The 13,746-nt window shown below is 72.4% G+C and carries 12 protein-coding genes; 8 read left to right on the plus strand and 4 right to left on the minus strand.

What is annotated here, in order from left to right; genetic code table 11:
• Positions 1-297: 297 nt before the first annotated feature.
• The gene (locus B4N89_RS35680; RefSeq protein WP_078980590.1) at positions 298-1,683 is read left to right on the plus strand and encodes a salicylate synthase; all 1,386 of its coding nucleotides are present in this window, start codon (positions 298-300) and stop codon (positions 1,681-1,683) included.
• Between the two features lie 172 nt (positions 1,684-1,855).
• Positions 1,856-2,509 carry a GNAT family N-acetyltransferase gene (locus B4N89_RS35685; RefSeq protein WP_078980591.1) on the plus strand — a complete coding sequence of 218 codons (654 nt, stop codon included), beginning with the start codon at positions 1,856-1,858 and terminating at the stop codon, positions 2,507-2,509.
• Between the two features lie 41 nt (positions 2,510-2,550).
• Here B4N89_RS35685 and B4N89_RS35690 read toward each other — a convergent pair whose 3' ends face one another.
• Entirely contained in the window at positions 2,551-3,288 is a 738-nt protein-coding gene (locus B4N89_RS35690; protein WP_078980592.1) for a hypothetical protein, read from the minus strand.
• Positions 3,285-3,761 (minus strand): hypothetical protein, encoded by a 477-nt coding sequence (locus B4N89_RS35695; protein ID WP_078980593.1) that lies wholly within the window; start codon positions 3,759-3,761, stop codon positions 3,285-3,287. Before B4N89_RS35695 ends, B4N89_RS35690 begins: the two co-directional genes overlap by 4 nt.
• A gap of 690 nt (positions 3,762-4,451) precedes the next feature.
• Here B4N89_RS35695 and B4N89_RS35700 point away from each other — a divergent pair.
• The 5 genes from B4N89_RS35700 (at position 4,452) to B4N89_RS35720 (ending at position 8,935) form a co-directional block, all read left to right on the plus strand.
• Complete coding sequence (locus B4N89_RS35700; protein ID WP_078980594.1) at positions 4,452-5,282, plus strand: RNA polymerase sigma factor; 831 nt, start codon at positions 4,452-4,454, stop codon at positions 5,280-5,282.
• 100 nt (positions 5,283-5,382) lie between these two features.
• A complete protein-coding gene (locus B4N89_RS35705) occupies positions 5,383-6,204 on the plus strand; it encodes an SAM-dependent methyltransferase (protein WP_078980595.1) in 822 nt (273 codons plus the stop codon).
• A 573-nt stretch (positions 6,205-6,777) separates the two neighbouring features.
• Positions 6,778-7,953, plus strand: coding sequence for an isochorismate synthase (locus tag B4N89_RS35710; RefSeq protein ID WP_101897424.1), 1,176 nt, complete (start codon positions 6,778-6,780; stop codon positions 7,951-7,953).
• 123 nt (positions 7,954-8,076) lie between these two features.
• Positions 8,077-8,517: a helix-turn-helix transcriptional regulator gene (locus tag B4N89_RS35715; RefSeq protein ID WP_078980597.1), complete on the plus strand. Its 441-nt coding sequence runs from the start codon at positions 8,077-8,079 to the stop codon at positions 8,515-8,517.
• 10 nt (positions 8,518-8,527) lie between these two features.
• Positions 8,528-8,935 carry a VOC family protein gene (locus tag B4N89_RS35720; protein WP_078980598.1) on the plus strand — a complete coding sequence of 136 codons (408 nt, stop codon included), beginning with the start codon at positions 8,528-8,530 and terminating at the stop codon, positions 8,933-8,935.
• Here B4N89_RS35720 and B4N89_RS35725 read toward each other — a convergent pair.
• Both B4N89_RS35725 and B4N89_RS35730 read right to left on the minus strand, forming a co-directional pair.
• Positions 8,857-9,762 (minus strand): SAM-dependent methyltransferase, encoded by a 906-nt coding sequence (locus tag B4N89_RS35725; RefSeq protein ID WP_161500928.1) that lies wholly within the window; start codon positions 9,760-9,762, stop codon positions 8,857-8,859. The genes B4N89_RS35720 and B4N89_RS35725 overlap by 79 nt on opposite strands.
• 141 nt (positions 9,763-9,903) lie before the next feature.
• The gene (locus B4N89_RS35730; protein WP_078980767.1) at positions 9,904-10,749 is read right to left on the minus strand and encodes an SAM-dependent methyltransferase; all 846 of its coding nucleotides are present in this window, start codon (positions 10,747-10,749) and stop codon (positions 9,904-9,906) included.
• A 438-nt stretch (positions 10,750-11,187) separates the two neighbouring features.
• Here B4N89_RS35730 and B4N89_RS35735 point away from each other — a divergent pair, with 438 nt between their 5' ends.
• Entirely contained in the window at positions 11,188-11,592 is a 405-nt protein-coding gene (locus B4N89_RS35735; protein ID WP_143658198.1) for a hypothetical protein, read from the plus strand.
• Positions 11,593-13,746 lie beyond the last annotated feature (2,154 nt).

Raw genomic sequence — 13,746 nt, forward strand, 5'->3', positions numbered from 1 at the left:
AGGCCGAAGAAACCATCCCAATGGCTGAGTCGCGGTATGCGCTCGTGGGTCGATCGGTGTGTGCGGGCGAGCGAACGCCGCAGGGATGCGTTACCCAACTCGGGCGTGATGCAGCCGAATTGGCTTGTGAGCCGAGAGATCGTGAGCATCGGCGGGAGCGCCCGATATGGCGTTGGCATCTTTGGTTAGGTAAGGCTAACCTAACTCGTACACTGCTCAATCCGTGCGGTCGGGTGGGCGCCGCGCGTGACGTGTCGAGGCCCGGGCCGGCCGCGGTATCCGAGGACGGTGCATCCCATGACCATCGACTCCGCCGCCACCACCACCGCCGCGCCCCCCGATGCGGCCGCGACCGACCCGCGCCGGCTGTGGGTGCGCCGCGAGGGGGAGTTCGATCCGCTCGACGTCGTGGTGCGGTTGGCCGAGGCCGGGGGGTTCGACGAGTCGGTCGTCTACGAAGGCGAGGGGCGGTGGTGGTTCGCCGGCGGCGCCGTCGCGGAGGTGGCCGTGTATCCGGATGCCGTGGTCGGGACGAGTGCGGGGCGATGTACCCGGGTGCCGTGGGTGGGGTCGCCGGCGCGGGCGATCGAGGCGGTGCTGGCCGGGCTGCCGATCGAGGACTGGCGGCTTTACGGGTGGGTAGGCTTCGAACTCGGGCGGGCCGTGGCCGGGTTGCCGGTGGGGCCGGATCTGCTCGGGCGGCTGACGGTGCCTCGGGTCGAGGTCGGCGTGGACGAGAGGGCGCTGACCGTGTGGGCGTGCGACGTCGAGGGGTTGCGGCGGGTGACGCGGATCGTGCTCGACGGCGATCGGGCGACGGCCGCGCCGAGTTGGCCCGTGGACGTCGAGGACGACGATCCCGCGCCGTTCGCGGCGGCCGTGGCAAAGACGGTGGGGCGGATCCGGGCGGGCGAGGCGGACAAGGTGGTGTTGTCGCGACGGGTGGCCGTGCCCTATGCCGTCGACTTTCCGGCCACCTACCTGCGGGGGCGTCGGGAGAACGCGCCGGCCCGATCGTTCCTGCTGGATCTGCCGGGACTTCGAGCCGTCGGGTTCAGCCCGGAGACCGTGGTGGAGGTCGCCGGCGACCGGACCGTCACCGTGCGACCGCTCGCGGGCACGTGTCCGCGCGATGGCGACCCCGCCTTCGACGCCCGACGGCGCGGCGCGCTCCTGCGGGACGCCAAGGAGGTACACGAGCACGAACTGTCGGTCCGTGCGGCCGAGGCCGAGCTGCGCGCCCTGTGCGAGCCGGACAGCGTCGGCGTGGACGAGTTCATGGTGGTCCGGGAGCGGGGCAACGTGCACCACATCGGCTCGCGCCTGTCGGGCCGACTGGCACAGCCGTACAGCCCGTGGGACGCGTTCGTCGCGACCACCCCCGGCCTCGCCGCGACCGGCGTCCCCAGGGCGGCGGCCTACGCGGTGATCGACGCCCACGAGTCGGGCCCGCGCGGCCTGTACGGCGGCGCCGTCGTCCGAGCCACCCGGCTGGGTGAGTTGGACGCGACCCTGGCCCTGCGGATGGTCCACACCCGGGACGACACCACCTGGCTACAGGCCGGCGCCGGTATCGTCGGCGACTCCCGCCCGCCCCGCGAATACCGCGAGACCTGCCACCAACTGTCCACGACGGCCCCACACATCGTCCCCCTGTCGCACGGCGCCGCGAAGCTCCGCTGACCCTTCGTGGGCGCGCTCGCCGGTCCGTGGCGGATCGTGGTCTTCGTCACCCGGGAAGGGGAAGCGACCGGTTTCGGGGCCGGTCGGGCCTGCGGCACCCGGGGCCTTGTGCGGATCGCCGAAGTCTCGGTTGCAGCATGTTCGCCTCGACCACTGTCCGTCGCGTGGGGACATGCCGGAGAATGTCCCGGAGCACTGGTTCGCGAGTCGGCGGGAGAGGAGCAGGTCGTTGATCGGTTTCGCGCACCGCGCCAAGGGCGGGGCCGTCCTGGGGGCCGCTCCGGGCCACCACGGGCCGTTCGGCGCCGACGCCCCGAGCGGCACCGGCGACATTCGCCTCGTGCCGCGTCCCTACACGCATCCCGACACCCAGCGCCTGCTGCACGCGCTCTACGCCCAGCAGGTCGCGCTCTACGGCTTCGCCGATCACCCCGACACCACCGAGCCGCGCGATCTGGAGCCGCCCGAGGGCCTGTTGGTGGTGGCGTACGCCGGCACCGAGCCGATCGGCTGCGGCGGCTGGCGTACCCTGCCGAGTCGCACGGCGGAGATCAAGCGGCTCTACGTGGTGCCCGAACACCGGGGTCGCGGTTGTGGTCGCCGCCTGCTGAACACCCTGGAGCACACCGCCGCCGAGGCGGGGGCGCGGCGCCTGGTGGTGGAGACCGGTGCGCGCAACATCCGTGCGCTCGCGCTGTTCGCGGCGACGGGATATACGCCCCGCATCCCGTATGTCGAGGGCCGTGACCCGGCGGTGAACCGGGCCATGACGAAGGAGTTGTTCCGCACCCTGGGCACGCGCCCCCTGTCGGCACCACCGCGCTGAGCGGCGGCGGCGCGCCGAACGGCGGCGCGCCCGGGCCGGGGTCAGCGTCGGGGAGTCCCCCGGGCCGTGGCGACGGCGAGTTCGCGCGGGAGGGTGGGATCGGGCACGGGTACCTCGCCGAAGTCGGGCGCGGCCGCGTCCACCGGAAGGCCGTGGATGACCCGTTCGACGGCCGGCGGCAGTCGGGGGTCGGCGCCGCGATGACTGGCGGCGATCAACGCGTGCCGCACGGGATCGGTGAGCAGCGGGCGGGCGGCGCACGGCACTTCGCACGGTGCGTCGGGTGCGGTCATGCGCTCGGCCCGGCGGCGCCAGTGCACGGCGTCACGGGTCTGGCCGTGGCTGCGGTGCAGGAGGTACAGGCAGTGTGCGGCGGTGCGGTTGCCGCAGCCGGCCGCGACCTGCCACCAGAAGCGGGCGCCGTCCCCGTGATGGGCCAGGTACAGCAGCGAGGCGAACACCAGCGCGCCGTCCGGCCCGCCCGCGTGCAGCGTGGACAGCCGCTGGAGCGCGTCGGTGGCCTGGTCGGCGTTGAGCACCACGGCCGCGGCCAGGGCGAGTTCGTGGGCGGCGCGCTCGCGGACGGCCCGGGGACCGGCCTCGGCGTCGGTGTCCGTACCGGCCTCGGCCGGGGTCGACGCGCCGAACAGGGCATCGACGATGGCCCGTTCCGCCTCGGCGTGGTCGTAGTCGTCGTATTCGTGCGCGAGGACGCCATCCGCGCCCAGCATCTCGTCGATGGTCGGCCGGTGTTCGCGACGGTCGGGGCAGGTGCTCACGGGATGTCCTCGCTGGGGTCGGTCGTGCCCGGATGGGTGGCCGTTCGGCGCAGCGCCCACCGCAGATCGCAGCGCACGCCGTCGGCGGTCGTACCGAGCAGGTCCGCGACCTGCTCCGCGGAGCAGCGCAGTCGGGTGCGCAGGATCAGTACGTCGTAGTGCCGCCCCGGGAGCGCCGGAGTGTGCGGCGAGGCCGCGACGGCGATCCGCGTCCGGTGCGGGCCGTGCTCGTCCAGATGTCGCCGGAACAGGGCCCAGGCGTACGCGTGCACGTTGGGGCGGCGCAGCGCGTGCGCCCACGTGAGGGCGAGGTCGAGGAGCGCGCGGGCGACGAGGGTCCGGGCCCGGTCCGGGTCGTCGAGGTGCAGGCGCGCGTAGTCGAGCCAGGTGTCCGCGTGTGCCTGGCGGTAGGCGTGGAACGACACGGGCAGCGTGCGGGGTTCGCCGCCGATCGCGGCGTCGGTGGGGCTCATGGGCGGGTCGGAGGGGGACGGTCTGGGCGCCGATGGTCGCTCACGGGTGTCCTTGCCTGTTCGGGGCGCGTGTCGAGGCCGGATCCGCGAGGTCGCCGATGCGGACATCGACAGGACTTCGGGATGCGCTCGAGGGGACTTGGCACACAGCCAAGCGGACGCGGAGGCCGTCTGTGCAAGTGCACGGCAAGTATTTTGTCCCATCCGGGGGGTTCGCCGTGCGGAACGGCGGACCGCGGCCCCCGGATGCGGGACACTCGGTACCCGCCCGGCGCAACCGCGTTCGCCGGGTCGTCCGACCGCCGGGTGGTGGTCCCCCGCTCGGCGTGCGATCGGCTCGCGGCCGCGGTGTGGGCGCCAGGCGCCGGGGCTCTTCGATCCTGGATAAATGATCGTAAACATGCCAAAACAAGGCCCGTTCGATCAACGGACAGCGCATATGCACTCACGTGCAGTTAGCCTTCATCTTGCACAACCGGGCTCTGCACCGGGTTTGCTGTGCCTGGGAGCGCGCCGCGCCCCGCATCGACGCCCCGGCCCGCACGGGCCGGGGAGCCAACAGAGAGGTCTCCGCGTGGAGACGCAGAACCACCCTCTGCGGGCCCTCGAACCCGGCTCGCTGATGCCCCTCCCCGGGCCGGGGACGGGAGTTCCCCGCCGGACCCCACCGCGCAACAGGAAGGACGGGTCGTGACGAACCCGGGGGAACGATCCGCCGAAGGCCAACTGCCGCCCGATTTCGTCCGGTTCCATCGCAGGCACGCCACCCTGTGGTTACGGGTCGCGCACCTGGAACTGGGCGCGCGCGAGCCGGCCGCGGAAGTCGTCGAACAAAGCCTGATCGAACTGGCCACGGTATGGGAGCGCGCGTCGGGACCCGTGGAACCGCTCGCCTGGCGCATGTTGCGCCGGCACATCGTCCGCCACATGCAACGCACGGGCCAGACCTCGTCGTTCGTGTCCACCGCCGCCTTCGACCCGGCCGCCTTCGAGGCGCTGCGCCTGCCGCCGAAGGTATTCGACACCCTCGAACACCGCATCGCGCTGTTCACCGCCGTGCACGAACTGCCACGGGACCACCACGAGGTCTTCCTGCTCACCCGGGTCCTCGGACAGAGCAACCAGGACGCCGCCCGGCTGCTCGGCATCCGGGAGAAGACCGTGCGCGAACTCCGGCGCGACGCGATCGCGCTGCTGATGCAGGGATTGAGCGAGGACGACCCGGACACCGCGACAGCCGCCCGCCGGGTACTGCACCTGTCCCGCGACCAGCTCGCCGAACTGGAGGGCCCCATCGGCCTGTTCCGGGCCATCGCCCGGCTGCCGGACCGGCAGTTCGAGGCGATGACGCTGCGGTACGTCCTGGAGTACTCCGACGAGACGGCCGGTCGCCTGCTGGGCATGACCGCCGCCACCGTGCGCTCGAACGTTCGCCACGCGAAGGAGACGATCGCCCGGACCCTGGGCCTGCCGGAGATCCCGGACCCCGACCGACGCGCGACGCCCCCCGATCGCGGGTAGTTTCCCGATGTGCCCCGCGGGCGGGGCCGGTTCGCGATGATCGGGCGGACGACGACCGGTACCGCGCGGAGGATCCGGTCGGCAACCAGGGGAGACGACGGTGGCGGACGAGCCCGGACGCGGCACGGACAGGTCCTTGGAGATCGGGATCGAACGAGCCCACCCGGCCCGGATGTACGACTACTACCTCGGCGGCAGGACCAACTTCGACCCCGACCGCGAGGCGGCCGAGGCGGCGCTCGCGGCCTTCCCCACCCTGCGGATCACCGCCGAGGAGAACCGGGGGTTCCTGCTGCGCGCGGTCGAGCACCTGGCCCGGGCCGGGATCCGGCAGTTCGTCGACGTGGGCAGCGGCATCCCGGTCGCCGGCCGCAACACGCACGATGTGGCCCAGGCCGTCCGGGCCCAGGCCCGGGTGCTCTACGTGGACAACGACCCCATCGTGCTCGCGCACGCCCAGGCCCTGCTCACCAGCGGACCCCGGGGGCGTACCGCCTACCTCAACGCCGACCCGCACAGGCCCGAAACGATGGTCGAACACCCGGAGTTCGTGCGCTCGGTGGCCTCCGACGAGCCGGTCGCGATGCTGCTCGTGGCGATCCTGCACTTCGTCGCCGACCACCAGGACCCGATCGACCTGCTGCGCCGGCTGACCCGACGACTGCCCTCGGGCAGTCGGCTGGTGATCGCGCACGTCACCGGCGACTACGACCCCGAGGGGTGGGCCGGCCTGGTCCGCGCCTACGCCGACGCGGGCATCACCGTACGCCCGCGCAGCCGCGCGGAGGTGGCCGAACTCCTCGACGGCTGGGACGTGGAGGAGCCCGGCGTGGTCCCGGTGTCCCGGTGGCACCCCACCGTCGAGCCGTCCGCCGAACCCGCGCTGGTCTCCTGCTACGGGGCGGTGGCCCGCAAACCGTGAACACACCGCGGACGCGCCCACGAGGTGGGTCGCCCGCACTCCGGACGCTTGCGGGCGCAGGGCGCGCTCGAATGCACGGGAGGGTCGGCACGGTGCCGCCGCCCGTGGCCGAGATGCGTATCCCGTGGCCGAGTCGGGCCACGATCGGGCCCGGGCGGATGGACAGGGCCTGCGCCGAGAGGGCTCAAAGCCGGACGCGGGCCCGGGCCGAGGCGTGCCGGGGAACGGCCGGTGGGGGCCGGCGGGCCGGGCCGGAAGGCGCGAATCCGCCCACGCGGTACGGCCGGACGTCCCGCGGGGCGGCCCCGACCGGACCGGGCGGCGACGGGGTGCGGCACGGCCGATTCCGTCCGGCGCGCAGGATGGACCGCCGTGCTTCGGGACGCGAGCGCACCACCCCCGCGCGCCCTGCCGCCGACCCGTGACCGGATGGTGCACTGGCGGGACGGCGGTGAGCCGAGCGGGTCGTTCCCGCCGTCGACCCTGCCCGCCAGACATCCCGCACGGCTGCCACGTCGGCGGCGGCGCCGCCCGTATACGGCCGGTCGGCGTCGCGCGGAACAGGAGTCGACGATGCCCCTCGGTCCGGCCCGCTTCCTACTCGCCACCTCCCGATCCCTGCTGCGGGCCCATCCCGGGCCGCCGCTGCGGGTCCGGCCCGGCCCGGGCCAGTTCGCCCGCGTCGCGCAGACCGCCGAGCGGGCCCTGCGGCACGCCGGTCCCGGCCGGTGCGTGGTCGGCGCGCTCCCCTTCGACGAGAACACCCCCGCGGTGCTCGCCGTCGGTCGCATGTACAGCACGGCCCGTACCACCGTCGCGACCTGCGGAGCGGCGCCGCCCCGGCGGGCCGGACCGTCGGCCGCCGACCCCGCCTACCTGGCCGCGGTCGCCGAGGTGGTGCGGCGGCTGCGGGCCGGCGACGCGCGCGGGGTGATGCTGGCCCGCAGCCTGACCCTGGCGGGCCGATTCGACCCCACGGTGACGCTGGATCGGCTGTACCGAAACAACCCCGGCGGACACGTCTTCCGACTCGACCTCGACCCCCGCGCGCCCGGACCCGACGCACACCGCCCCGGCGTGCGCGGGCCCCGGCGCATTCTGGTGGGCGCGTCGCCGGAACTGCTCCTGTCCCGACACGGCGACCGACTCCTGCTCAACCCGATGGGCGGCAGCGCACCGCGACACCCCGATCCCGCCCTGGACCGGGCCCGAGCCGCCGAACTCCTGGGTTCGGCCAAGGAGCGGCGCGAACACGCCCTGCTGGTGGATGAGTTGCGCCGAGTGCTGAGCCCGCTGTGCACGAGGCTGGACATCCCCGAACGGCCGGACGTGGTGGCGACCGCACGGGTGTGGCACCTGTCCACCCGGATCCAGGCCAGACTGCGCCCACCGGTGCCCAGCGCGCTGGCGCTCGCGGCGCTGCTGCATCCGACCCCGGCGGTGTGCGGACTGCCCCGCGCGGCGGCCCGGACCCTGATCGACCACCTGGAGACCCACCCGCGCGGCTACTACAGCGGCCTCGTCGGCTGGATGGACCGGCACGGCGACGGCCGCTGGATCATCGCGTTGCGCTGCGCGGTGATCGGCCGCTACGGCATCCGACTGTGGGCGGGCGCGGGCATCCTGCCCGAATCCGACCCGGAGGCCGAACTCGCGGAGACCAGCGCCAAGTTCGCCACCATGCTCGACGCCCTCGGCCCGCTCCCGGTGGAACACCGCCTGGTCCCGATGCCACCGCGCCACGCGTGAGCGCACGCCGGCGCCCTCACCCGTGCCAACCGGACGGTTTCGGCGTGGTGGGCGCCCGGGTGCTCCCGGTCCCGTTCGCGCAGGTCGTCGGGTATGTCGGCAACCGGCGGTAGCGTGGTCCGCATGACTCCGGAAGAGCTGGCCGATCTGGCCCACCTGCGGCGTGCGCGGGACCTGATCGACCGGGACTACGCCCGACCGCTCGACGTGCCGACGATGGCCCGCCGGGCGCTCATGTCGCCGGCGCACTTCTCCCGGCGGTTCCGGGCCGCCTATGGCGAGACGCCCTACAGCTACCTCATGACCCGTCGGATAGAACGGGCGATGGCGCTGCTGCGCGGCGGGATGACGGTGACCGAGGCGTGCATGGCCGTCGGCTGTACCTCGCTCGGCTCCTTCAGCTCACGGTTCACCGAGATCGTCGGCGAGACCCCGAGCGCCTATCGCGGCCGGGAGCACCCGGCGGTGGCGGCCATGCCCGCGTGTGTGGCCAAGCTGCAGACCCGGCCGAGCCGGGGCGGACCGAGCAGGATCCGAGAAGCGGGCCCCGCCGACGCCGGCTAGCGTGGGACGCATGAAGATCGCCCTCCAGTACTGCCACATCACCGTCAACGACGTCGACGAATCGCTCGGCTTCTACCGTGACGCGCTCGGCCTCGAACTGCGCAACGACGTCGCATCCGGCGACTTCCGCTGGGTCACCCTGGGCAGCGCCACGCAGCCCGACCTCGAAATCGTGCTCTCCGAGCCGCACGCCGGCCGCTCCCGGGCCGACGGCGACGCCCTTCAGGAACTGCTGGTCAAGGGCATGCTGCCGATGACCGTCTTCAGCACCGACGACCTCGACGCGACCTTCGAGCGGGTCCGGGCGTCCGGCGCCGAGGTCCTGCAGGAGCCGATCGATCAGCCCTGGGGACCGCGCGACTCCGCGTTCCGCGACCCCTCGGGCAACATGGTCCGGATCCAGCAGGCCAAGGGGTAGCACATCCGACAGGCCGAGGGCCGGCGCCGCTCGCCCCCGGCCGGCTCAGCGCAGCCGGCCCACACCCGCGAACATGTTGGTGTCCTCGACGCCGACCGGTTCCTCCCCTCGACGGGGTGCCAGTGCTGCATCGGCACGACACCCGGTTCGACGAGGTCGTACCGGTCGGCGAACAGGGCGGTCAACTCGTCCCGGGAGCGCAGATACATCGGCACGCCCCGGCGGTTGTACACCTCGGCCAGCGCGGTCGAGCCCTTGGCCAGGTCGGCCGTCGCGGCGGTGATGGCCAGGTAGCTGCCGGGGGCCAGCGGCGCGGTCAGCTTCTCGATCAGCCCGGCGGCGTCCTCGACGAACTGCAACATCGCGATGACCGTCACCGCGACCGGCCGGCTCAGGTCGAGGGTGTTGCGCAACTCGGGGCTCGAGAACAGCGCGTCGGGCTTGCGCATGTCGGCCTCGACGTACGAGGTGCGGCCCTGCGGGGTGCTGCTCAGCAGCGCGCGGGCGTGCACGAGCACGATGGGGTCGTTGTCGACGTACACCACCCGCGACTCCGGGGCGGTCTCCTGCACCACCTCGTGCAGGTTCGGCGAGGTGGGGATGCCGGTGCCGATGTCGAGGAACTGGCGGACACCGGCCTCGACGGTCAACCAGTGCGCCATGCGGCGCATCACCGCCCGGTTGACCCGCATGCTCGTCCACAGCCCCGGCCACACCTTCAGGGCTTCCTCGGCGGCCTCCCGGTCGACGAGGTAGTTGTCCTTGCCGCCGAGCACGTAGTCGTACATCCGTGCCGAATGCGGCACCGTCGTATCCACCTGAACCATCCTCGGCCACTCCTGACTTCCGACCGGTAACGCGCTGGGGCCGATAGGCATACGATCCTGCATCACAGGAACGTATAAGCGAGTTTCGAATCCGACAACCGCGGCGGGGTGTTCGTCCGCTTTGCCGGCCCCGTCGGGCGCTCAGGCGGCGCGGCGGCAGTGGAAGATGCCCCAGTTCATCCGGCCGCTGCGGCACGCGTCGACCCACAACGGCAGGTTCTCCTGGAGGGCGGCGAGGTAGCTCGGGTCGATCACGCCACGGAGTTCGTCGGCGCGCCGGTGGGTCTCCTCGGTCAGGCGCAGGTAGTGGGTGAGCGCCTGGTCGCTGCGGTCGTCGAAGTCGATGTGGGTCAGGCCCAGCGCGGCGATCTCGCGGAGGTAGAACGACGGCGTGGCGAACTCCGCCACCTCGAGCCGGGCCAGCACGGAGCGCAGCGCCTCGGGCGGGGTGCCGTCGGCGGCCATCAGGTCGGTGAAGACCAGGTCCCCATCCGGGGCCAGTACACGAGCGGCCTCGGCCAGGAGTTGCCGCCGATCACCGCTGTGGCAGAACGCCTCCTGCGACCACACCACGTCGAACCGCCCCGCCGGGTACGGGATGTCCTGGAACGAGCCGGTGACGACCTCGATCAGCCCGTCCAGACCGGCCTCGACGTTGGTGTCGTGATGCCGGACGTTCTGCGTCGGACTGATGTTGAGCGCGACGACCCGACACCCGAACCGCCCGGCCAGGTAGCGAGCCGGCCCGCCGTACCCCGAGCCCAGGTCCAACACCGTATGCTCCGGCCCGAGCCGCCCGGCGACCCGATCCGCCGCGAGCTCGACGGCGCGGCGGGACGCGACCGCGACCGATTCGTCGGCGCGGGCGTACACGCCGGTATGGATGTCCTCGCCGCCCCACACGGCCCGATAGAAACCGTCGACGTCGCCGGTGCCGTAGTAGCGCCGCGCCGCCTCGGCAGCCGCGACCGCGCTCTCGGAACTCATCACCGCCACCCTCACCCTTCGCTCGTGCGCCACCGCCGGGGGACCCGACGGCAGGTTCGCTCGAATGTGCCGAATTCGACGTTAGTCGGCTTCGTTACCGGTGACCGGGATTCGGCAATCATCAGCTTTTTGGGGGTGGACGGCCCTCGATGTTCGCACCGTCCGAGCGACCGAGCGACCACCGCCCGACCGCAGCGTGTCCTTCGCGGTGTCCGAGTCAGTCGAAGTAGTGACGCCCCAACGTGCCTGTCCGAAGCGCGAATCGGGGGACGGACGACCCCGCGTCACCGCGCCGCCGGGTTGATCCGAAACCGTGCGATCGCCAACGTGAAGCCCGGTTGTTCTCAGGGGAGTTCGCGCTACGATCCAGCGATCGTGGCGATGAGCGGGGGAAACGTGGGGCGTTGCGCCTGGTGGCGAACGGTGGTGTCGCGGGCCGTGCGCGGCACCACACCGGCTCTGGCGGCCGTCGTGACGATCTCCTGCTCGGTGTCGGGGGCCGACTTCGACCGCCCGTGGCACGACACCACGCGCGACTACCTGCACGCGGTCGCCGCCGGCCGACCGGCGGCCGCGTTCCACGGCACCTGCGACGGCGCGCGCGAGGAGGACACCCGCCGGGTGGTGGCGGGCGAGGGCGCCGACTTCACGTTCTCGTTCGTCGATTCCACCCGGGAGGACGACCTGGCCACCGTGAACGTCTCGATCACCGGCTCCGACCACTCCCCTTCGCCCTACTCGGTCGACCTGCGCCGAGAACACGGCAAGTGGTTCGTCTGCCACCTGGCCACAGGCAACACCGCCATCGACGCCGGCCTCCCGGGAAACGCCCCCATCGGCTGACCGGGCCCGGGCCCACAAACCTTCGGCAACCAAAAGCACCATCCTGGCCGCACATGCAGACCCAACACCCAAGCCACCGATCGGCCTTGCCAAGACACGGGCGCCGGCGCTGCGGCGCTGCGGAGCTCCGGCGCCGAGGCTTGGCAAGTCGGGTGGCGTACGCGGGGAGGACGGGCGGGCGGGTGGTTGGGCCGAGTCCTCCGGAGGGCCTTCCCGAGCGGGTCGGGCGTTCCCGGCGGTGCGTTGCGCTTTCGGCTGCGGGCCGGCCGGTGCGGGGTTGGTCCGAGTCGGTGATGGGCCGCCGCCGGCGTTCGGGGCTCCGAGGCTTGGGACTCCGGTGAGGCGGGTGCATTGGTCGGCGAAAACCGGCTGGCAGCGGGGGGCAGGGTGGGTGCTCGGGTCCAGTCCTCCGGGCAACCTTCTCGAGCAGGTCGGGTGCTTTCGGCGCCCGTTGCGCCTTGGGCTGCGGGTGGCCGGTGCGGGGTTGGTCCGAGTCGGTGGTGGGCCGCCGCCGGCGTTCGGGGCTCCAAGACTTCGGGCTTCCGACGAGACGGGTGTGTTGGTCGGCGAAAACCGGCTGGCAGCGGGGGGCAGGGAGGACGGCTGGGTCGAGTCTTCCGGAGGGCCTTTGCGAAGGGGTCGGGCGTTCTTGGCGCCCGTTGCGCCTTGGGCTGCGGGTGGCCGGTGCGGGGTTGGTCCGAGTCGAAGGTGGGCCGCCGCCGGCGTTCGGGGCTCCAAGACTTCGGGCTTCCGACGAGACGGGTGTGTTGGTCGGCGAAAACCGGCTGGCAGCGGCGGGCCGGGAGGGCGGTCGGGTCGAGTCCTCCGAGGAACCCTGCTGGGTGGGTCGGGGCGCTTCGGGGGCGTTTGGAGGGGAGTTGGGGTCGGAACCGGATCGCGATCGGCCGTAATGGGTTTCGAGTTTCGGTGACCTGCGGTTTTGTGGGATCGGGGTGGAAAGTCGGGCGCCGAGTGCCGGTTTCGTGCGCTTCGACCCCCTCAACGCCGGAGCGGAGACCGAAACCGCCCCATCGGGCCGACTTCGGGCGCTGCGACCCCACGGAAGGACGTCGAGGAGACCGAAAGTGCCCGGTGAGAGCCGAAACCGGATTCCAAAGGCATCCGAAACAGCCGCCGTCCGCGCTGACCTGCGATCTTCTCTCACGCCAAGACTCCGGCGACCCATGCGATCCGGGTTCGTAAACTTTCGTCACCCACATGCCACCGCCCGCCGAAAACACGCGGCCCACTCGGGAAGGCGCCCCGGAAGACCCGACCCGAGCACCCACCTCGCCCCCGCTGCCAGCCGGTTTTCGGCGAGCAAGACGCGCGTCTCGTCCGGGGCGCGGAGTCTTGGAGCCCCGAACGCTGGCGGCGGCCCATCTTCGACTCGGACGGGCCCCGGACCGGCTACCCGCAGCCCAAGGCGCAATGGGTGCCGAGAACTCTCGACCCGCTTGGGAAGGCTCTCCGGAGGACTGGACCCGGCCGTCCTCTCTGCCGCCCGCTGCCAGCCGGTTTTCGGCGAGCAAGGCGCGTGTTTCGTCGGGGGCGCGGAGTCTTGGAGCCCCGAACGCTGGCGGCGGCCCATCTTCGACTCGGGCGGGCCCCGGACCGGCCACCCGCAGCTCAAGGCGCAACGGGCGCCAAGAACGCTTGACTCCATCGCAAAGGCCCTCCGGAAGACTCGACCCGGCCGTCCTCTCTGCCGCCCGCTGCCAGCCGGTTTTCGGCGAGCAAGGCGCGTGTTTCGTCGGGGGCGCGGAGTCTTGGAGCCCCGAACGCTGGCGGCGGCCCATCTTCGACTCGGGCGGGCCCCGGACCGGCCACCCGCAGCTCAAGGCGCAACGGGCGCCAAGAACGCTTGACTCCATCGCAAAGGCCCTCCGGAAGACTCGACCCGGCCGTCCTCCCTGCCCTCCGCTGCCAGCCGGTTTTCGCCGAGCAAGGCGCGTGTTTCGTCGGAAGCCCGAAGTCTTGGAGCCCCGAACGCTGGCGGCGGCCCATCTTCGACTCGGACGGGCCCCGGACCGGCTACCGCAGCCCAAGGCGCAATGGGTGCCGAGAACTCTCGACCCGCTTGGGAAGGCTCTCCGGAGGACTGGACCCGGCCGTCCTCTCTGCCCCCGTTGCCAGCCGGGTTTCGCCGAGCAA

Origin of the sequence: Embleya scabrispora, from assembly GCF_002024165.1 — a bacterium.
Lineage (GTDB): Bacteria > Actinomycetota > Actinomycetes > Streptomycetales > Streptomycetaceae > Embleya > Embleya scabrispora_A.

Excerpts from the sequence above, each read along its gene's own strand:
- B4N89_RS35680 (WP_078980590.1), top strand. The coding sequence starts at position 298 with ATGACCATCGACTCCGCCGCCACCACCACCGCCGCGCCCCCCGATGCG.
- B4N89_RS35710 (WP_101897424.1), top strand. The coding sequence starts at position 6,778 with ATGCCCCTCGGTCCGGCCCGCTTCCTACTCGCCACCTCCCGATCCCTG.
- B4N89_RS35730 (WP_078980767.1), bottom strand. The coding sequence starts at position 10,749 with ATGAGTTCCGAGAGCGCGGTCGCGGCTGCCGAGGCGGCGCGGCGCTAC.
- B4N89_RS35695 (WP_078980593.1), bottom strand. The coding sequence starts at position 3,761 with ATGAGCCCCACCGACGCCGCGATCGGCGGCGAACCCCGCACGCTGCCC.
- B4N89_RS35725 (WP_161500928.1), bottom strand. The coding sequence starts at position 9,762 with ATGGTTCAGGTGGATACGACGGTGCCGCATTCGGCACGGATGTACGAC.
- B4N89_RS35715 (WP_078980597.1), top strand. The coding sequence starts at position 8,077 with ATGACTCCGGAAGAGCTGGCCGATCTGGCCCACCTGCGGCGTGCGCGG.
- B4N89_RS35720 (WP_078980598.1), top strand. The coding sequence starts at position 8,528 with ATGAAGATCGCCCTCCAGTACTGCCACATCACCGTCAACGACGTCGAC.
- B4N89_RS35685 (WP_078980591.1), top strand. The coding sequence starts at position 1,856 with ATGCCGGAGAATGTCCCGGAGCACTGGTTCGCGAGTCGGCGGGAGAGG.